Origin of the sequence: Butyricimonas sp. BSD2780061689_150309_C8, from assembly GCF_015560935.1 — a bacterium.
GTDB lineage: Bacteria > Bacteroidota > Bacteroidia > Bacteroidales > Marinifilaceae > Butyricimonas > Butyricimonas paravirosa.
Map to the genome: position 1 here is coordinate 67,235 of NZ_JADMSV010000001.1, position 21,491 is coordinate 88,725.

Here is a 21,491-nt window from a genome sequence, read left to right on the forward strand (position 1 = left end):
TAATTTTATGCATTAGAATGAACAAGAAATTGAAAAATTTGGGTTAATTGAAAATGGGTAATCTGTTCCCCTCTCCCGCTTGATTGTCGATAAATAAAATATATCACTTAAATAGGCACTTATCGACAAGGATTCCATTCCCAACTTTTGACACCATTTCCGAGGTATCAGATAAGAAACATTTATATTTGTACAACTAAACACGTTATCCTTATGTACAAACATACTATTTGGATATGTATACTGTCTCGCAGCATCTGATGTAACTTGATAAAGTTTATATCGTGACATATCCCCTGGTTTTTCCCAACCTTGAGACAATGCACGCTTATCCACATTATACAACAAACTCAAGTTTTCTCCCTTAGTCAATTCCGTAAAATTAACTTGATACCCTCCCCACTTCACGCCAAACCCAACATTAAGCGAGAGTCCTTTATAAGAAAATGAAGTACTAATATTCCCATTAAGTTTAGGTTGACGGTCACCCAACCAAACAAGATCCTCTGAACTTTGCCTGAAGGTTATATTATTATTCTTATCCAAAAACATTCGATAACCTGTTGACGGATCGACTCCAATGGAGCGTAATCCGTAAATGGCATCCATAGAATGTCCTTCAATATAACGATAATACTCACTTCCTCCACTCATGGTTTTTGAACTATATTTAACCTTCTCTTTAAAACCTTCTGATAATTGAACAATAGTGTTTACTTGGCGATTAAATCGCCCCGTAATACTCCAGTTTATATTTTTCACGGTATTACGAATAGGATAAAACGTAACATTAAACTCGTATCCTTCATTCCGTATCTTCCCGATATTCCCTTTAAAATTCTCAAATCCATGAGAAATTGGTAAGAATATATCTTGCACAGCGTTATCCGTCAACTTATTATAATAATTAAACTGGAATGCAATACGATTACTAAAGAAACCCATATCAAAACCGACATTGTGCTGATATGTATTTTGCCATTGCAAATATGGATTAGCAAACCGTTCCATCTCAACCCCCACACCGGATAAATAAGTTTCGTTCACATTTTGCCTGTATACAGTCATAGCATCTGCCGGACTAAATCCCATGTTTCCAGACACACCATAAGAGTAACGTACTCTCAAGTCACTGATCCACCCCACGTTTTCCTTGATAAAACGTTCATTATATATGTTCCATCCTCCCCCGAATGACCAAAAAGATCCCCAACGACTTTCCGACCCAAAAGATGAAGAGCCATCCGTACTATACGAAATATCTAAAAAATAACGCATATCATAATAATAATTCACGGAACCGCGTAAAGATATTCTACGCGTGGTAGTCTCTTCACCGCTTGTACCCCAAGCATCCGGATACCCTAAAGACATTCCGATATTATCTATTTTATCCGTAAGAAATCCCGTGGCAGCCCATCTTACTTCATCCTCTAAATCCTCCTGCATCTCTCCATTCAGATTTACGGTCAACATGTGTTTTTCGTTGAAAGTGTTTGTATAATTCACAGTCAAAGCTGTTTGCCAAACATCCGCAGTCTTATCTGTTCGATCGTAACGTCCTTTCTGTTTCAATTCTTTATCTGCATACCATTTATGCGAAGGAGGTGTAAAACTATCTTTACGAGAAATTTTTCTACTTAATTCCACAGAACCAACCACCTGAAAACCCGGCCAAATCGTGTAGCGAATTGAAGTGTTACTTCGTAAAGAAGTATATTTAGAATCATTCCAACACCCAACCCTCCAATTATACAAGGGGTTATCTATAGGATTTTGATTTAACGGATGATAATAATAAGTTACAGGATCACCATTTTCATCGTAAGGATTCCAATACCGATTCATTTGTACGTAATCTGAAAAACTACCATAAACACTATTTTTAGATGTATTCACTCCAAGAGCAAACGATTGCATCACCATCCATTTTTCTGTCATATAATCCACCTCTAATGTTCCATTGACATTATTACGGTCAGATCCTTTCATAACCCCCACGGTTGAATCGTATGACAAATCAAAACGAAAACGCCAATCATCCGAACCACCCATAAAATTCAAACGATGTGTTTGCCCTATTCCCGTACGAACTGGTACCGACATCCAATCATAATTTTCCCCTTTGTCAACAGCATTTTTTAATTCTTGATAGGTATCTTCATATAAATCCCATACCCCATTCTTATGTTCAAATTCCAGTTTTTCTGCAGCCGTTGCTAAATTATAAGAACTCAAATCCGGACTCTCTATTTTTACTTGCCCATTATAAGAAATTCGCAATTTACCAGCTGCTGGACGAGTTGTCGTAATCACCACCACACCATTAGCACCCCGAGATCCATATAAAGATGTTGCACTTGCATCCTTCAAAATCGTGATATTTTCTACTTCATTCTCGTTCAAGTCCATCACGCGTTCCAAATCGACCTCAAAACCATCCATTATAAACAACGGGTAATTCAATGTAGCCCGATTAGCATTCTGCAAATCTTCCACACTTGATAAAGTTGAAGCCCCGCGCAACTGAATTTCAGGTAAATGATTCGGGTCAGAGCCAGCATCATTATTTTGAATAATTCGAAAACTAGGATCGATATTTGACAATGTCTGCAAAAGATTACGAGAATATTTTGCTTTTATTTCTTCTTTTGAAACAGCAGTTACCGCTCCCGTGAAACTCTCTTTCGGTTTATTAAAAATACCTGTCACCACCACCTCGTCTACCGTCTGTAAGTCTTCCTCCAACACGATCGTGAGAGACTTGTTATCATTTTTCACCGGAACCTCTTGTCGTTTATACCCTACGAAAGAAAAAATCAACATCAAATTATCCCGTTTAGGTAAATCAATATCAAATTCCCCTTTTACATTAGTTACAAATCCTAAAGTTGTTCCTTTTACTCGAATAGTCACCCCAGGAAGTAATTCTCCCTTCTTATCCTTCACAATTCCTTTCACCGTAAATTTAGAAAGCGTATCGGCACTCGCCACCGCAATATGCTGAATAACAATTGTATTATCAACTAATCTATAAGTGAGTCTAGTACCTTTTAAACACGCATCTAACACAACTTTAATATCAACATCCGTATATGCTAGATTCAAACTTCGAATACCAGCAACCTGATTATCACGAAATAAGAACGTGTAATCAGTCGTCTTTTCCAAAACTTTTACCACCTCTTCAAATGAAGCATTCTCCAAATGAAGGGAAACCCTTGCCTCTTGACTATACACGTCTGCCGATAACTGCAACGTAGACACGAATAAAAGAAATACCAAAAATTTCATAATTAAGCACGTTTTCCACAACCTTTCTCGCCAAGAAAGATCATGCATCCATTTTTTTTTCATACATTTGTCAATATTTAATGAAACAATTCCGGTTTTCCGGAGTTCAAAAGACGGGATACGGCCAATATCCTGTCTTTTTTATTTCTCTCTCGTAAGCCTCTTTTTATCGCCTTACATCATGATGACACTTCAAAAAGAAAAAGGAGGTATATCAAATTCAATTTTTTTTCGAAAAAATCATTATTAAATTAACAAGTAACTTTTCTACCCCAAATAAACAGTTATTATTCCAAAATCATTAATCAAAAACGAGACAAAGCCGATTCACAGACGACACACACACGATTTATCTCATTCCCACGCTATACCCTTATACTTTCCCAGCATCTATTCATATCACCTTCAAAACAGTCTTTAAAGGGATATTACAAAGTATTCTGCAATATTCATGGATAAACTTTTATATTCCCGAATTATTTTTCTCGAATGAAGATGTTGTTTTCTTTAATTACAAATTCCGTGTTACCCGTCATCTCAAGTACTTCCACCACTTTGGAAAAATCATCATACCGTTTCATTTTTCCAGTGAATGTCACCTCCTTTTGGGAAACATTCTCCCAAAATATATTGACATCATACCAACGGGCAACCACTTTCATAATCTCTTCCAACCGCTGTCGTTTAAAAGCAAAAACACCCTCTTTCCAAGCCGTGTACAAATAAGTATCTACCTCTCTAGTTTCAATACTCCCCGACTTACCCAACACCGCTTGTTTACCCGGTTCCAGCGTGACAAATTCCTTCCCAGCAGAAAATTTGACAGATCCCTGTACCAACGTCGTCAAAACTTCGTCCTCATCTGCATAAGCTCGTACATCAAAACTCGTCCCCAACACCCTCACGCTTGAATTTCCCATATCCACGATAAAAGGATGGGCCTCATCTTGGACCACATCAAAATAAGCTTCCCCGGACAAATAAACCCGACGGTCTCTACCCACGAAGTTTACAGGATACCGAAGTTCTGACTCCGAATTCAAATACACAATGGTTCCATCACTCAACGTAATTGAATATTCTCCCCCACGAGGAACCCGTAACGTATTGTAACGTTCTTCGACAACGGAAGAATCCACACAGTAACTCACCCCTTGATTTTGCACGACAATATTTGCCCCTTGCTGGACGAGCAACGAATCGGTCACTTCCGAACCCAAAATTCGAGTTGTTCCGTCCGCCAACACCAACTCCGCTTTCACCCCTCCATGCCGGATGACACTTGCAACCTGTTCCGATACATCCTCTATCCTCTCTCTTGTTCCATACCACAAAACTACCGCCAATAATGGAAGAACAACTCCTGCCGCAATGCTTACGATTCGACGAACTCTCCGTACTCTGACATTACGTTTCCGTTTCAGAAGTACATTCATGTAACCATTCACAATATTAACACGTGCCACTTCATGACTCTTTTGAACTATATACTCAGTGTTCATCTCGCTTTCATACAACTGCTCGTTCTCCGGACTTTCATCTCGCCATTGCTGCAAAGCACGTTCTTCCTCTTCAGAAAGTGTACCCAAAAAAGCTTTTGACAAGAGAGACGGGATCTCTGTATATGTTTTCATACTTTTCATATTTCTTGTTTATATTGACATGACACTTCAAAATCAAAAAGGAGGTATTACCATTCGAAATAAATTACCTTCCCCTCCAACTTTCCTTCCATATTCCCCTCTCTTTTCTCTATCCCTACGCCTGAGTACAATAACAATTCCGACACAACACAAACATAGCATGTACACTCAACTTATGTATATGCTATGTTCATGGTATGTCTATGGCATGTTCGTAAACAAAGGAAAAGATAGACAAGAGACAAGGAAAGGATACTCTCCCTTAATTCATCCCACGAGAAAAAAAAGAGAGAACAGATTCCCCAATTTTTCTTTCAAAATTCTTCGGGCCACTTGTTTTTGCTTTTTCACGGTTTCCACGGCTATTCCCAATTCATCGGCAATCTCCTTGGCAGAGTAACCTTGTATTGCTCGAGAAAACACATTCCGACTACCGAAAGGTAAATCTTCTAATGCATGCATAATGATACGGAATGTTTCATTTCTTATATACTCATTTATTTCGGTTACTTCCAATTCTTCTGTAAAAAATTTCGTAGCATCTTGGCGAATTTTCTCCGCACGTAAATAATTAAAGCTTTTGAAACGAACCATTTGATATAGATAAGCTGACAAATTATCAATCCCACCTAATTTCTCCCGAGTCTCCCATATTTTCACAAATACATCCTGTACTATATCTTCTGCCGTTTCTTGATTTTCGAGATACTTCATTGCAAAAGAGACTAATACAGGATAATAATCTACAAAAAAAGCTTGAAAGGCCTTTTCATCACCCCCTATTAAACTATTTATATTTATAGAAGTCCCTTCTATCATAAAACGAACGTTTTATGACACTGGAAAGATGGATGTGAATATCTATTTTGGATACCTGACAAAAAAGTGTAAAGCGTTGATTTATAACACAAAAACGATGTGGCGTGGATTTGTAATATAAAAAATCAATAATCGTTCAATTATTGCGCAAATATAGAGAATTTATTTAATAATATAAATACCTAATATTCAAATTCTCCACTCTTGACAAGACCTTTATAAAACACACCGAACCACAAACCCAAACGCTTTTAAAGATAAATTTCTCGCCATTTCCACGGGAATTCTTTACAATTTTATTTTCACGGTTATGCTATTTTGTCAGCTAAAACTGCTAAATTTGCAGATGAGTATTGAGGATTGGATTCTTTTTTACGTTCCATGCCAGACATCAAGGATAAAGAATTCATAAATTGTAAATCACATGGAGGACATCAGAACGATTAAACAACGTTTCGAAATTATCGGGAACGACATCAAGCTAAACCGGGCAATAGAAAAAGCTATACAAGTGGCACCCACGGATTTTACCGTGCTTATCACGGGGGAGAGTGGCGTGGGGAAAGAGATTTTCCCCCGGATTATCCACAGTTTCAGCACCCGTAAACATGCACAGTACATTGCGGTTAACTGCGGGGGGATTCCGGAAGGAACTATTGATTCCGAATTATTCGGCCACGAGAAAGGTTCATTCACGGGGGCGCTTTCCGACAGGAAAGGTTACTTCGAGGTCAGTGACGGGGGAACGATTTTTCTGGATGAAGTGGGAGAATTACCTTTGTCCACGCAGGCGAAATTGTTACGCGTACTTGAGGCCGGAGAGTTTATCCGGGTCGGATCGTCGAAAGTGCAAAAAACGAACGTGCGAGTAATTGCCGCCACGAACGTGGACCTACCAGCGGCTGTCAAGAACGGGAAGTTCAGAGAAGACCTTTACTACCGGATCAACACGATCCCGATCTCGATCCCCGCACTACGGGACCGGAAAGAAGATATATCCCTCCTGTTTCGAAAATTCGCGGCTGACTTCGCCGAAAAATACCGTATGCCTCCCATCCGACTGACCGAGGACGCCGTGCAAATACTCGAAAACTACCGGTGGCCGGGAAACGTACGGGAATTGAAAAACATCACGGAACAAATTTCCATTCTCGAACAGGAAAGGACGGTCGATGCCTTGAGATTAAAAGAGTATCTCCCGGCACAAAATAATACGCTCCCGGCATTAACATCTAACCCGGAAAGCGATCATAGTTTCGCCACGGAACGGGAAATCCTGTACAAAATACTTTTTGACATGAAAAAGGACATGAACGATTTGAAACACCTCGTGTACGACATCATGCAAAAAGAACACACGATAAAACCCGAATCGGAACCTTCCACCTCCATCGTTCTCCGGAACTTGTATGAAACTCCGCAATCGGAATTTCTTGGACAAGCCCCGCAAAAGACGATCTCCGTGGAGAAGAACAATCATATCGAGGATACAGAAGCTGTCGTGGAAGAATCCCTCTCACTGGAAGAGAAAGAAAAAGAAATGATCGTGAAAGCCTTGGAAAAAAACCACGGCAAACGAAAACTGGCCGCACAGGATCTTGGAATATCAGAAAGAACTCTATACCGGAAATTAAAAGAATACGATATTGAAATTTGAAAACACGAAGAGACGAATTTCTGCAAATTAAAATTATCTTTGTCTGGTACAAATAGCATCGCGTGCATATCAAGATAAAATATACATGATCAAGAAAATTATACCTATATTATTGCTGGCTTTTGCCTTTAACGGGTGTAAATTAACATCCGTCAAGTACTCGTTTTCGGGCGTGTCGTTACAACATGGAGAGAAAACATTTTCGGTAGACTATTTCTCGAATAAAACCGCTTTTGCCCCGAACCTGGGAGCGGATTTCACGGAAGCGCTGAAAAGCTATTTACGCTCGCGGACGAACCTGACCGAATTGACAGATAATGACGGGGATATTCGTTTCGAGGGACAAATCACCGGATTCACACAAACCCCAGTAGACATCACCGCCGATGAAATCGCCGCCAAGAACCGGTTGACAATCACGATCCGGGTGAAATACACAAACACGAAAGACGAATCGGGGAAATCGGATTTCGACACGTCATTCTCGCATTATGAAGATTACGGGATTGACGAGAATTACGAGTCCATCGAACCCGACTTGATCAAGAAAATCACGGAGAAGATTATCGAAGATATTTATAATAAGGCCTTAACAAACTGGTAAACGTTGAAATCGGAAGAATTAATTGATATTATACGTTCGGGACGAAAAGAGGGTGAGGACATCCGGAGTATGGAGTTTCTCATAGAACAATTCCCTTATTTCGCCACGGCACGAACCGTGTACTTGAAAATGTTACACGATTCGGGTCACTCGGCCTATCCCGAGAAATTAAAGCATAATACGATTTACATTCCCAATCACAAACAGTTTTATCGTTTCCTGAACAATTTATTATCGGATTGGAACGAGATCGGGAATCCGGTGTTCAAGCCGGAACCTGTTGCAATCGAGTTGCTGGAAGACAAGGAAGAGGAGAAGAAAGTCGTTCCCGCAACCACGTTTTACCAACTTGAAAACGAGTTCCCGGAGGAGGAATTCCTACCGATAGATGCCATCGCGAATGAATGGTTGTCACGTAAAAAACAAAAAGAGGAACGAAAAGATTCCCTTATTGATAAATTTATCCAAGAAGAGCCCTCCATGCCCAAGATCACGGAGGAAAACCCGGGTATGCCAGTCGTCACGGAACCTGTCACGGGAGAGAAACCCGAATTTTTCTCGGAAACCCTGGCAAAAATATACGTCCGCCAGCAACTATATGACAAGGCCATTGCAACTTATCTAAAATTAAGTTTGAAATATCCGGAAAAAAGTGTTTACTTCGCGGTTCAGATTGAAAAAATAAAAGAGAAAATTAATAATAATAAGAACTAATTATGTACATAGCTGTTTCTATTTTGATCTTTATTGTTTGCGCTCTACTTATATTAATCGTATTGGTGCAAAACTCAAAAGGCGGTGGTTTATCTTCTTCCTTTGCTTCTTCAAACCAAATCATGGGTGTAAGAAAGACAACCGATTTCTTGGAAAAAGCGACATGGACATTAGCTGGGGCGATGCTTGTTTTATGTATTGTATCCGCGATGGTACTCCCCAGAGGTGAACAAGCCGGGAAAAAATCTGCTATTCAAGAGCAAATTAATACTGCCGCTCCGGGAACACAGGCAATCCCTGATTTCGGAACGATGAACAATAACAACACGACCACTACAACGGGTGAAGAGAATAACACGACTTCACAAGAACAAGAATAACGATTCACGGAATCGACACGAGAAAATGTCAGTATGTCAGTCATACTGACATTTTTTTGTTTGGCACGAATTATGCTCTTCTCCAAACGTAATTTTCAATTAAAAAGAAAGAATTAATTAATAATAAACTTTTAAATATTAAGAATTATGGCACTTAAGACAGTTCTTAACAAAATCATTGTAGAGCCGGTAGAGGCAGAAACTAAAACCGCATCAGGTATCATCATCCCTGATTCAGCAAAAGAAAAACCACAAAAAGGAATCGTGGTAGCAACCGGAAAAGGCAAACACGACGAGCCGATGGAAATCAAAGTGGGAGATGCCGTTTTATTCGGTAAATATTCAGGCACAGAAGTCAATATCGACGACAAAAAGTATCTGGTGATGAATCAATCAGACATTCTGGTGGTTCTTTAATAATTGATTCAGTGATTGACGATTGATGATTTAGTGATTAAAGAAAGGATTAAAAAACATGAAAATGAATCACTTAATCGGAAATCATAAATCACGAAATTTGTAAGATTTAAAATCTAAAATTAGAAACGGTTATGGCAAAAGAGATAAAATTTAATGTTGAAGCCCGCGATTTATTGAAAAAGGGTGTTGACGAATTGGCTAATGCAGTGAAAGTAACGCTTGGCCCCAAAGGACGTAACGTGGTAATCGAGAAAAAATTCGGTGCCCCGCATATTACCAAAGATGGTGTTTCCGTGGCAAAAGAGATCGAACTTTCTGATCCGTATGCAAACATCGGAGCACAAATGGTAAAAGAAGTGGCATCCAAAACAGGTGATGATGCCGGAGATGGAACTACAACCGCAACGATCTTGGCTCAATCTATCATCAACGTGGGCTTGAAAAACGTGACTGCCGGAGCGAACCCGATGGATTTGAAGAGAGGTATCGACAAAGCTGTTGCTGAAGTAGTGAAGAATTTGGAGAAACAAAAAGAAGCTGTTGGTGAAAACTATGACAAAATTCGTCAAGTTGCCCGTATCTCTGCCAACGGTGATGACAATATCGGAGCATTGATCGCTGAGGCCATGGAGAAAGTGACCAAAGAAGGCGTGATCACGGTGGAGGAAGCCAAAGGTACTGAAACCGAAGTAAAAGTGGTTGAAGGTATGCAATTCGACCGCGGTTACATTTCTCCCTATTTCGTAACTGACACGGAGAAAATGAACGCAGAATTCGAGAAACCTTATATCCTGCTTTATGACAAGAAAGTTTCCACGATGAAGGAACTTCTTCCGTTGCTGGAACCGGTTGCTCAAGCTGGGCGTGCTTTAGTAATCATCGCAGAAGATGTTGAAAGCGAGGCATTGGCAACTTTAGTTGTAAACCGTTTGAGAGGTTCTTTGAAAATTGCTGCTGTGAAAGCTCCCGGATTCGGAGATCGTAGAAAAGAAATGCTGGAAGACATTGCCATATTGACAGGTGGTGTCGTGATCTCTGAAGAGAAAGGCTTGAAATTGGAAACGGCCACGATCGATATGTTAGGATGCGCTGACAAAATCACGATCGACAAAGAGAACACCACGATCGTGAACGGTTGCGGTTCAAAAGAGGCTATTGCAGAACGTGTGAATCAAATCAAGAAATTGATCGAACATTCTACTTCTGACTACGATAAAGAAAAATTACAGGAAAGACTGGCTAAATTAGCTGGAGGAGTTGCCGTACTTTACGTGGGTGCCGCTTCTGAAATCGAGATGAAGGAGAAGAAAGACCGCATCGATGATGCCTTGAGCGCAACGCGTGCCGCAATCGAGGAAGGTATCGTTCCCGGAGGTGGTGTGGCTTACATCCGTGCTATCGAAAGTCTTGAAAAAATGAAAGGCGAGAACGAAGACGAAACCACCGGTATCGAGATTATCAAACGTGCTATCGAAGAACCGCTTCGTCAGATTGCCGCTAACGCCGGAGTTGAAGGAGCCGTGGTAGTGAACAAGGTAAAAGAAGGCAAGAAAGATTTCGGTTACAACGCCCGTACAGGTGTTTACGAAAACTTGATGAAGACCGGAGTTATTGACCCGAAGAAAGTAGCGAGAGTTGCCTTGGAGAACGCCGCTTCTATCGCCGGAATGTTCTTGACCACCGAATGTGTTTTGGTAGAGGAAAAACAAGAAAATCCTGCTCCCGCAATGCCGCCGATGGGTGGAGGAATGCCGGGAATGATGTAATCATCGAGGAATTTAGATAAAAAAAGCCCCTTTTCGGGGGCTTTTTTTGTTTACTTTATATACCTTTACACCCGCAAATTCAATTTATTACACTTAATACGATTTTATGAATTACACGATTCTCGATTTCTTGCAGTTGATCGGATCATTGGGTGTGTTCCTCTTCGGTATGAAGATGATGAGTGAGGCCTTGCAAAAGGTAGCGGGTAACAAAATGAGAACCATCCTCGCCGCAATGACATCCAATCGCGTGAAAGGGGTGATTACAGGTTTGTTAATCACGACCATCATCCAGAGTTCTTCAGCCACCACCGTAATGGTTGTCAGTTTCGTTAATGCCGGCTTACTTGACCTTATCGGTTCTATCGGGGTCATCATGGGTGCCAACGTGGGAACCACATTCACGGCATGGTTAATCTCCATCCTAGGGTTCAAGATCAGTATGGTCAGTCTTTCTCTTCCCCTGATCGGGTTGAGCTTACCGCTACTTTTCTCGGCAAAACGGATGCGCAAGAGTTGGGGGGAATTGATTATCGGTTTCGGACTTCTATTTATCGGTCTGAACTTCCTGCAGGAAAACATGCCGAATATTCATGAAAACCCCGAGATTCTGAATTTCCTACATAATTACACGGATTTAGGGTATGGTTCTTATATCCTGTTCATGCTTATCGGAACAGCACTGACCATACTGATACAATCATCATCTGCCACGATGGCACTGACTCTGGTCATGTGTGCAAACGGCTGGATCGGGTTCGACATCGCAGCTTCCATGGTTTTAGGAGAAAACATCGGAACCACGATCACGGCGAACCTCGCCGCCATGGTTGCCAACACAACTGCCAAAAGAGCCGCTTTTGCTCATTTCCTGTTCAACCTCTTCGGGGTTGCATGGGTTTTAGCCATATTCCCGTTCTTTTTAGGCTGGGTGGCACAATTGAGTATTTACTTGGGAATTGGAGATCCGTTCACAAGCGTGGGTTCGGTTCCGGTAGCGCTATCGTTGTTCCACACTTGCTTTAACGTGGCCAACGTGCTTATTTTGATCTGGTTTACCAAGGTCATTGCAAAACTCGTTACCCATATTATCAAATCCAAAGAATCGGCAGACGATGCCTTCACGTTGAAACATATCAAAATCGGGTTATTATCTACCCCGGATGCATCCTTGTTCCAAGCAAAACAGGAGATTTCTCACTACGCGAAGAACACATTGGATATGTATCGCCAAGTAGTAGAATGTCTGCACACTCCCACGAAAGAATTCGAAAAGAAATTCAATAAAATCGACAAACTGGAAGACGAAAGTGACGTGGTGGAAGTAGAAATTGCAGACTACCTAACGAAAGTATCGGAATCCAAATTATCCACGGAGAACTCGCAACGGGTCAGAGCTATGTTCAAGATCGTATCGGAAATCGAAAGTATCGCCGACTCGTCATTGAACGTTGCCAAAGCTGTTGGACGTCGGAATGAACAAAACGTGGAATTCCCCGAATTTATCGACGAGAAGTTACAACACATGATGGCTATCGTGGACGAGGCACTCGTGGTTATGTGTGCAAACCTCACGATTGAATACAAGGAAGTGAAGGCAAAGAAAGCTTACGAAGTAGAGCAAACGATCAATGATTACCGAACGATCCTGCAACAGGAACACTTGACTGCAATCGAGGAAAAGAAATATGATTATGCCACGGGTATTATATACAGTGACATTTTCTTCGAATGCGAGAAGATCGGGGATTACGCAATTAACGTGACCGAGGCAATCAAGGAAATCGGGAGTGACAATTAATGAATTGAAAATGAGATATTCAGTTTTTAGTCTTTAGCTTTTAACTTTTAGTTTTTAACTTATAAATATAACATGGCACAAGAAGATATTTTTAAAAAGCTGGTAGCACACTGTAAAGAATACGGGTACGTGTTCCAGTCATCAGAGATATATGACGGGCTGGCAGCAGTGTACGATTACGGACAATACGGGGTTGAACTGAAAAATAATATCAAAAAGTACTGGTGGGACTCTATGGTGCTGCTACACGAGAATGTGGTAGGATTGGATTCCGCCATTTTCATGCACCCGACTATCTGGAAAGCCTCCGGACACGTGGATGCTTTCAACGACCCGTTGATTGATAATAAAGATTCAAAAAAGAGATACCGGGCAGACGTACTGATCGAGGATCATATTGCCAAATATGACGACAAAATCGAAAAAGATGTTGCCAAGGCAAAAAAGAGATTCGGGGAAAAGTTTGATGAAGCATTATATCGCCAGACAAACCCGCAAGTACTGGAAAATATTCGGAAAAAGGAAGAACTTACTGCCAGAATGGCAAAGGCTTTAAATGATAATGACTTGGTTGAACTTCGCCAGATTATCGTTGACAACAAGATTGTTTGCCCGATTTCCGGAACCAGCAACTGGACGGAAGTACGCCAATTTAACTTGATGTTCTCCACTGAAATGGGGTCCACGGCCGAAGGTGCCAGTAAGATATACCTGCGTCCCGAAACGGCACAAGGTATTTTCGTGAACTTCCTAAACGTCCAAAAGTCCGGACGTATGAAAATTCCTTTCGGGATCGCCCAGATCGGTAAAGCTTTCCGTAACGAGATCGTGGCACGTCAATTCATCTTCCGTATGCGTGAATTCGAGCAAATGGAAATGCAATTTTTCGTACGTCCCGGTAGTGAACTCGACTGGTTCAAGAAATGGAAAGAGACTCGTATGAGCTGGCATCAAGCGCTGGGATTCGGACCGGAGAAATACCGGTTCCACGATCACGAGAAACTGGCGCATTACGCAAATGCAGCCACAGACATAGAATTCCGTTTCCCATTCGGCTTTAAAGAGGTGGAAGGAATCCATTCCCGCACGGACTTTGACCTGAAACGTCACCAAGAGTTCTCCGGGAAGAAAATACAATACTTCGATCCCGAGTTAAACGAATCATACGTACCTTACGTGATCGAAACATCAATCGGTGTGGATCGGATGTTCCTACAAATTCTTTCTGCCGCTTACACGGAAGAAGAGATCGAAAAAGAAGACGGATCGAAGGATTCACGGGTTGTATTGAAATTACCTCCTGCCCTAGCCCCAATCAAGCTGGCCGTGATGCCACTCGTGAAGAAAGACGGGCTACCCGAGAAAGCAGAAGAAATCATGAAATTATTGAGACTGGACTTCAGATGCCAGTACGATGAAAAAGACTCTATCGGCAAACGCTATCGCCGCCAAGATGCCATCGGAACCCCGTTTTGTATTACCATCGACCACCAGACGCTGGAAGATAACGCCGTAACCATCCGTTACCGGGATACGATGAAACAGGAACGCGTGGCCATAGACCAATTACATGACATCTTGAGAAAAAAGACGGACCTCCGTGAAATTCTGAAAGAAGTCAAGATATAATGATTGAGTGATTGGGTCCGATTCCGCAATTTAAAAGAATCATAAATTGCGGAATCGGAAATCCCTCAATCTAAAATCATAAAATTCACTATCTTCTTAACTTTTACTTTTCCATCCCCGTATATAGTGTTACTAAATTAACCAATTAATTTGTAACGCTATGAAAAAATTGACATTGCTATTGTTGATAGCCATCTCTTGTGGATTCTACACGGGGATACGAGCGCAAGTCAACGTGACTTCCGTTTCGGAAAAAAATGACGCGGACAACTTCTACAAAATGATGAAAGAGGCTTTCCCGCTATCATTCAATGACCCGGCATCTCCAAGATTCGTGTTTTTCAACAAGAATAAAAACTTCGTTTTTGGTGTGGGGGGATTTGTGCAAGTACAGGGGATTTACGATTTTAACGGAGTTCCCAATGACAATTATTTTACCACAAACGCCATCGCTCTCAAAGGAGAACAATCCGGGGGTAGATATGGTATTTCTGTCGGGCAATCCCGCCTATTCTTCAAATTAGTCGGAGACACGGATGTCGGCAGATTGGTCACCTACATGGAAATGGAATTCGAGGGGAACCAGAGTACCCCAATTCTAAGACAAGCTTTTATCAAGTTTAAAGGATTCACGATCGGTAAAACATGGAGTACATTCTGTGACATTGCCGCAGGACCGGCCACGGTGGACGAGGAAGGCCCTTCCAGCGAAGTGGCATTACGCCAGCCACAGATTCGCTACACGTATAATTTTGCAGACAAGCTGGAAGCATCCTTGGCATTGGAGTACGTGGAGCCATCCTACACGGAAGGAGAATTTACCAAGTACATCAACCAACGGATCCCAGACATCCCGATTAACGTGAAATACAGTTTCAAAAACGGAAGTCACCTGCAAGCAGGAGCCGTGTTGAGAAATATGTATTACAAAGATGAAGTTGAGGATAAAGACCGGATCGTTACCGGTTGGGGAGCCTCATTGAGCGGTATCTGGCAATTTGCCGAAAATACATCCCTTTGTTTTCAGGGAGTGTACGGGAAAGGAATCTCCAACTACATACAGGACATTTCCGGTTCGGGCCTTGACCTCGTACCCAGCGCCACAGCAGAAGGGAAATTGAAAGCTTTCAATGCATGGGGTGGTTATATCGGATTCTCTCATAACTGGAGTAAAGTTCTGACATCAAATATCATGTATAGCTATGCCCGAGCCCTTGATCGTTACGGGATGCCCGCAACATCATACAAATACGCACAATACGCCGCCGCCAACCTGTTCTGGGATTTCAGTGAATACGGTTCCTGCGCCATAGAGTACGTGTTCGGTCGTCGGAATGACTTCAACAAAGATTACGGTAACGCCAGTCGTATCAACACGATGATACAGTACCGGTTCTAAAATCAGTATCAAGAAGTATGAATATATTTTAATCGGGAAAGGGATTATCCATTATTTTGGAATAATCCCTTTTCTATATTGTCAGATTTGTCGTTCTCAATCCCATTTACTCGTGTTTCTTCACTTCAACTTTACGAGCCTTTTCCGTGTAAATATCCTTTTGATCCACCGACATATCCTTACCCTCTCCAAACGCACTCATCCGGTCGGCTGAAACCCCTTTACCAACCAGGTAAGATTTCAACGCCTCTGCACGTTTCAAGGATAACGGTAGATTGACTCGATCCGTTCCCGTGTGGTCCGTGTAACCACGAATATCAACCTTCACCCCCGGGAATTCCTTCAATGCTTCCACGATACGGGAAAGTTCACCGGCGAAACGAACCGTGTCGATAACCGCCAAGTTACGTTGAAAGTGAATTGTCGGTAATACCGGGAAAGTCTTTGCAGAGGTCTCCACCTTCACAACGTTCTCTACCGGCTTTTTCTCCTCCTTCACAACGGGTTTCCGCTCTTCCTTCACCACCGGGCGTGTCTCCTCTTTTACCGGGAACGTTACCGGGGGTTCGAAACGAGCGGTCGCATACATCAAGTTCTCCTTCTTCTTGTTGTTACCCATCTTCCAGACCACCCCTACCGACAAGTTCGCCAACCAGTTGTATTTACTGGAACAACAAGTGGCAACACCGTCAAAATTGTTGTTTGCGATCCAGGTAACACCGGATTTCAATTGTAAATCGATATGCTTGCTCGCGCGATAGCGTAAGGCGACGTCACCTCCCAATCCCAAGTTCACGCCGTTATCCAGCGTGGAAGAGGTGTCAAAACGCTTGTCATCCTCTTTCTTGTATAACTTGGGCGAGAACTTTTGCAGGTAAACCGCCGGGCTTATTAACACGGTCCAACGGCGTAGTTCTTTCTTCCCGAAAAAATTGTTCACGTTAAAATCACCGTGTAACCCGATAGTGAAATACTTCACCTTGGAATAAACGTCATTATAATAAGCGAAACCCTCTTCCGGCAGCGTCCCGTAGTAAGACTCCCCCGTCGGGTAAATCTTGAACTCTTTCTCCCATTTCTTGGCACTCCCTTTCCCCTGTCCCATATCGGCTGTCAAGGACAAACCAAAAGTCGGGGTTAACTGGTAACCCAGTTGTAAACCACCTTGTCCTCCCAGGTAAGTTTTATCAGCGGAGAAAGAAACCATGTCCCCACGGAAAATGGATATGCCCCCGTTCAATCCCAAGCTCCAGCGGGAAAAGTCATTGTACACTTGTTTCGTTTGGTTCTGCGCTACCAGAAAAGAAGTAACCATCAGAAAACAAAAAGAGAACACTATTTTTCTCATACCTATACATTTTAAATAATTGATTAGAAAGGGGTGCCTGGAATCAGACACCCCCATTCTCCTGGTTGCAATCAATAATGAATATTGAAATCCATTATTATTTTACCTCTTTTTCTTTAATCGTAACTGAGATATTTCCAGTTGAAGTTCCATAATTATGGGTAATTGTAACCTTGAAGTTCACGGTGACACCATTGAACTCAGCTCCAGTAACATTTGTCCAAGTCACTTCACCCGTCTCCTCATCAAGAACAAGATTCGTGTTATTTTCCCCAATAACTTCAAACTTAACATTAGACTTCTCTAAACCGTAAACATCATATGCCAAACTAGTAAAATCGCCTGTCGATGCATAGGGTTTTTCCTTACTTCCATCGCCACTAAGTCCAAATAATTCATTCGTTACAGTTTGCACATCTTTAAATGACAACAATTTATTTAAATCAAATGTTGATTTAGCCGTAGAGTTTCTATCATTAGCAAGTGTATGTTTTACCTCATTCTGTTCAACTTTTGCACTTAAAGGATTAACAAATTTCAATTTGTAAGTTTCTTTTGCTAATACGACAGAACCATTCTTAACCGTTACTATAAACTCAAGTTCTTTACCGATCAAGTTCTCCTTAGCAAGATTCTTCTTCCAAGTAATCTTGTCACCATCAATCTCGATATATTCATCTGTTATATCCTCACGAACTAATGCGTACTCTTTGGTCACGGTCATTCCCTCCGGAGCCGTAATGATGAACGCATCATTCATTTTAACACTTAAGTCAAATGGAGTCGTAGCATTTGTAAATACACCAGGAATTGTCAAAACGTTATTAACCCAATACCCATCAGCCAAATTCGGTGTAATTGTAAATGCGTCAACGGTTAACTTACCAGTAATTATAAACAGCCCTTCTTCTCCAGTTCTATCATCCTCAAACTTAATTGTAACATTATAATTTCCAGGTTTAACATCCGATGTTGCCGTAATATTGAAAGAAGTTTTACCCGTAATTACAACTTCTGCACCTGTAACAACAGTTCCTTTGGCATCAGTAACAGTTCCTTTCAGATTAGTTGCATGAGTTTTCCATAATTCAAGCTGCTTAGCAGTCATTACCTTACCTAAAATAGCATCAAACTCTAAAGCATTATCTAGAGTATTACCATTCTCTTGCATAATCGTAATCTTTTGATCAGCAAAAGTAACATCCTTGCTGTACATCTGAGTATGGAACTCTGCCTCAAACTTTGCAGGCACCATTTTTGTTCCATTCCAATCCATCGCATAATATACGAATTTCAAAGATTTACCATCGATCTCCATAGGGACATTCTCAACAGTCTCATTAACAAGAATTTTCCCTTCATACAAAGCTTGTTGATCGATATTACCATTTGCTAAACAGGATTTTGTAAACTCATCTGTCTCGTCGATCATAATATATCCTTGCCCTTTATAAAGTAAAGATGAAGCGTCTTCAAAAGCCAAAGAACCATTTTCTTTAAAAGCAAATGTTGCAAATTCATTAATATCTTCTTCTATTCCAAGATACATTTTAATTTTCTTATCAACAGATATACCCGTTAATTCGTCAGAATTCTTAACTTTAACAATAAAGCTATACATTGAATAAACCGACTTCCCATTTTCAACTTTAGGAGTAGCTTTTAAGGCTAATTTGTAATCGCCCACCTTCGTATCTGAACTACACAAAGCTGAAACCGTGAAAATATCCTTGTTGATAACTTTCTCTGGCTCTGCTGCCCGTGAAGCAAAAGCATCATCCCCCTTAATCTCCCAGGTAGGCAAAACACCAATAGTACACGGGAACTCTTTCCCATCAGCAGTAACTAATGCAAATTGGAATTTATCTGTCTTTACACTTGTCGGATTAATGATTACAGGGAATTCTGCATCACCTAAACTCAATACAGCACCTTTGGAAAGAGATTCTTTAATATCTCCATATCCCCAAACGACATCCGCAGCAAGGGCTTTACTTCTTATGAAAGAAATATTCGTATTACCATCGGGAGAAAGGATCCCCGAGATCGTATTTTCGAATGCCTCAATTTTAGCATTTAACTGAGCAAATGTTCCATCTTCTTTCAACATTTCTTCCATCTGTTCTTTCAAAGTAGTAACATCTTCAGTTAACACCGGCAAATCTATACCTTCAAGCGATTCATTAATTCCATCAATTAAATCTTGAATTTCGGTCAATTCACTCGTGATCCATCCTTTAATAATTGTTTCTGTCGGAATGCCTTCCAAATCCGCGGAAGTCAAGTAATTGTGATCAGACAAATACTTTGCTAATGCATCTTCATTCAAGAACCCCTCAATATCACCTTTTTGAAGATAATTATCCAAAGCTCCAGCTTTCAAGTAGTTTTCCGCCTCTGATTCCAATTTCTCTACACGGCTCTGTAAATTTTTCAAATTGTTAATGTCGGTTTGAAGACCCTCGATCACACCTTTATCAGCCTTATCTGCAATCGCCGTATTTAATTTATTTTCTAAAGCCGTAATCTGTTCTGAAATGGCCTTTGATAACTCTTGAGTTGCAGCTGATTTATTAGCATCAATCTGTTCCTGCAAATCTTTTATATCGTCATCGTAATCCTTACAACCGACGAATGTTGGACTTGCAAGACCACAAAGTAAAGCACTTAAAAGTGCCATTTTTGCAAAATTCCGTTTTTTGTTCATACTTAAAAAGAATTATATTGGTAATTAAAAAATATCAAGTCACCTTAAAACGTAACTTTTCTCATTAAAATATCTGCTTTATATAAATGTATATTTTTATAAATATCTATTTAATATTACACCTCCATTTTTAACAATTTCAACGATCAATAAACGTTCGTTTAATAATATTTACAACTTATTGATATATAGAATATTATGTTCGCTTAGATCGCTCTGTCTCAGTCGAGGCTACTTGGCCATACACTCTCATTATCAACCCTATATTATTTGTCGATAAATATATATACAGGGATTAGAGTTTATTTAGCCCCATAATTCAGTTATTTGTATTATTTTTGCCCTTAACTATTCAAACGACTAGAAATGAAGGTTCACTACGGAGTTGAAAATATAGAGATCAAATGCCCCGTCGTCACGATTGGAAGTTTTGACGGTGTACATTTAGGTCATGCTTGCGTGATACAACATCTAAAAGAGAAAGCGTCCAGTATTGATGGGGAATCCGTCATTATCAGCTTTGAACCCCACCCGAGAGAAGTGCTTTATCCTCGGGAACAAAAAATAGGAATCTTAACAACACTGGAAGAGAAGATTACCATTCTGGAAAAATATGGCGTTGATCATTTGATTATCTTGAAATTCACACTTGAATTCGCCCAGCAATCCTATAATGATTTCGTGAAAAAGATTCTTATTGACAAACTAAAAATTAAAGGGCTTGTCGTGGGTTATGACCATCGATTCGGGAAAGACCGAGCCGGAAATTTTGAAAACTTACAGGAACTAGCGAACGAATACGGTTTTTTCCTTGAAAAAGAAGTCGTTTTTGAAGAAGATGATGTGAATGTCAGTTCCACGAAAATCCGGAATGCTTTAGCTGTGGGAGATATTACTACAGTAAATCGTTTCCTCGGCTATCCTTATTCTATCACGGGAGAAGTAGTTTATGGGCACCATTTAGGCCACAAAATCGGTTTCCCGACAGCAAATATTCAAGTTTCCGACGAACGAAAATTATTACCAGCTATAGGCGTGTATGCCGTAAAAGTAATCATCGAACAAGAAATCTTCAACGGGATGCTCAATATCGGAATCCGCCCCACGGTCAGCAACGATGGGCAAGTTTCCTGCGAAGTGTATATCTTCGATTTCAATCGAGACTTATATGGAAAAACCATCACGATAAATTTCATCGACCGCGTTCGGGGAGAACGTAAATTCAACGATATTGAAGAATTACGAGCTCAGTTACAAAAAGACCAGGAAAAAATTCTCAAGCTATTGAAATCGTAAAATAAAAGCCACCT

General features: G+C 40.8%; 15 protein-coding genes. 10 read left to right on the top strand and 5 right to left on the bottom strand.

Going from position 1 to position 21,491, the window contains the following annotated elements:
* Nucleotides 1-12 precede the first annotated feature (12 nt).
* From I2I33_RS00220 to I2I33_RS00230, 3 genes are all read right to left on the bottom strand, one after another.
* Nucleotides 13-3,294 (bottom strand): SusC/RagA family TonB-linked outer membrane protein, encoded by a 3,282-nt coding sequence (locus tag I2I33_RS00220; RefSeq protein ID WP_195666705.1) that lies wholly within the window; start codon nt 3,292-3,294, stop codon nt 13-15.
* A gap of 476 nt (nt 3,295-3,770) precedes the next feature.
* Nucleotides 3,771-4,928, bottom strand: coding sequence for a FecR family protein (locus tag I2I33_RS00225; protein WP_162613795.1), 1,158 nt, complete (start codon nt 4,926-4,928; stop codon nt 3,771-3,773).
* Nucleotides 4,929-5,204: 276 nt separating this feature from the next.
* Nucleotides 5,205-5,756 carry an RNA polymerase sigma-70 factor gene (locus tag I2I33_RS00230; RefSeq protein WP_087421344.1) on the bottom strand — a complete coding sequence of 184 codons (552 nt, stop codon included), beginning with the start codon at nt 5,754-5,756 and terminating at the stop codon, nt 5,205-5,207.
* A 424-nt stretch (nt 5,757-6,180) separates the two neighbouring features.
* Here I2I33_RS00230 and I2I33_RS00235 point away from each other — a divergent pair, with 424 nt between their 5' ends.
* The 9 genes from I2I33_RS00235 to I2I33_RS00275 all read left to right on the top strand — a co-directional run bounded on the left by I2I33_RS00235 (nt 6,181) and on the right by I2I33_RS00275 (nt 16,126).
* The gene (locus tag I2I33_RS00235) at nt 6,181-7,413 is read left to right on the top strand and encodes a sigma-54 interaction domain-containing protein (RefSeq protein WP_087421343.1); all 1,233 of its coding nucleotides are present in this window, start codon (nt 6,181-6,183) and stop codon (nt 7,411-7,413) included.
* An 85-nt stretch (nt 7,414-7,498) separates the two neighbouring features.
* The gene (locus I2I33_RS00240) at nt 7,499-8,017 is read left to right on the top strand and encodes an LptE family protein (protein WP_087421342.1); all 519 of its coding nucleotides are present in this window, start codon (nt 7,499-7,501) and stop codon (nt 8,015-8,017) included.
* A 3-nt stretch (nt 8,018-8,020) separates the two neighbouring features.
* A complete protein-coding gene (locus tag I2I33_RS00245) occupies nt 8,021-8,731 on the top strand; it encodes a hypothetical protein (RefSeq protein ID WP_087421341.1) in 711 nt (236 codons plus the stop codon).
* A 2-nt stretch (nt 8,732-8,733) separates the two neighbouring features.
* Nucleotides 8,734-9,111 (top strand): preprotein translocase subunit SecG, encoded by a 378-nt coding sequence (secG, locus tag I2I33_RS00250; protein WP_087421340.1) that lies wholly within the window; start codon nt 8,734-8,736, stop codon nt 9,109-9,111.
* Nucleotides 9,112-9,258: 147 nt separating this feature from the next.
* Entirely contained in the window at nt 9,259-9,528 is a 270-nt protein-coding gene (gene groES / locus I2I33_RS00255; RefSeq protein WP_027201973.1) for a co-chaperone GroES, read from the top strand.
* A 134-nt stretch (nt 9,529-9,662) separates the two neighbouring features.
* Nucleotides 9,663-11,297, top strand: a complete 1,635-nt coding sequence (gene groL, locus I2I33_RS00260; protein ID WP_087421339.1) for a chaperonin GroEL — start codon at nt 9,663-9,665, stop codon at nt 11,295-11,297.
* A gap of 106 nt (nt 11,298-11,403) precedes the next feature.
* A complete protein-coding gene (locus tag I2I33_RS00265; RefSeq protein ID WP_087421338.1) occupies nt 11,404-13,098 on the top strand; it encodes a Na/Pi cotransporter family protein in 1,695 nt (564 codons plus the stop codon).
* Nucleotides 13,099-13,170: 72 nt separating this feature from the next.
* The gene (locus I2I33_RS00270; RefSeq protein WP_087421337.1) at nt 13,171-14,727 is read left to right on the top strand and encodes a glycine--tRNA ligase; all 1,557 of its coding nucleotides are present in this window, start codon (nt 13,171-13,173) and stop codon (nt 14,725-14,727) included.
* A 160-nt stretch (nt 14,728-14,887) separates the two neighbouring features.
* A complete protein-coding gene (locus I2I33_RS00275; protein WP_195666706.1) occupies nt 14,888-16,126 on the top strand; it encodes a DcaP family trimeric outer membrane transporter in 1,239 nt (412 codons plus the stop codon).
* Between the two features lie 106 nt (nt 16,127-16,232).
* Here I2I33_RS00275 and I2I33_RS00280 read toward each other — a convergent pair whose 3' ends face one another.
* Together I2I33_RS00280 and I2I33_RS00285 are read right to left on the bottom strand one after the other, a co-directional pair.
* A complete protein-coding gene (locus I2I33_RS00280; RefSeq protein ID WP_162613794.1) occupies nt 16,233-17,474 on the bottom strand; it encodes an OmpA family protein in 1,242 nt (413 codons plus the stop codon).
* Between the two features lie 97 nt (nt 17,475-17,571).
* A complete protein-coding gene (locus I2I33_RS00285) occupies nt 17,572-20,181 on the bottom strand; it encodes a carboxypeptidase-like regulatory domain-containing protein (RefSeq protein WP_087421335.1) in 2,610 nt (869 codons plus the stop codon).
* A 366-nt stretch (nt 20,182-20,547) separates the two neighbouring features.
* Between I2I33_RS00285 and I2I33_RS00290 the strand changes: the two genes are divergently transcribed.
* Nucleotides 20,548-21,477 carry a bifunctional riboflavin kinase/FAD synthetase gene (locus tag I2I33_RS00290; protein WP_087421334.1) on the top strand — a complete coding sequence of 310 codons (930 nt, stop codon included), beginning with the start codon at nt 20,548-20,550 and terminating at the stop codon, nt 21,475-21,477.
* Nucleotides 21,478-21,491 lie beyond the last annotated feature (14 nt).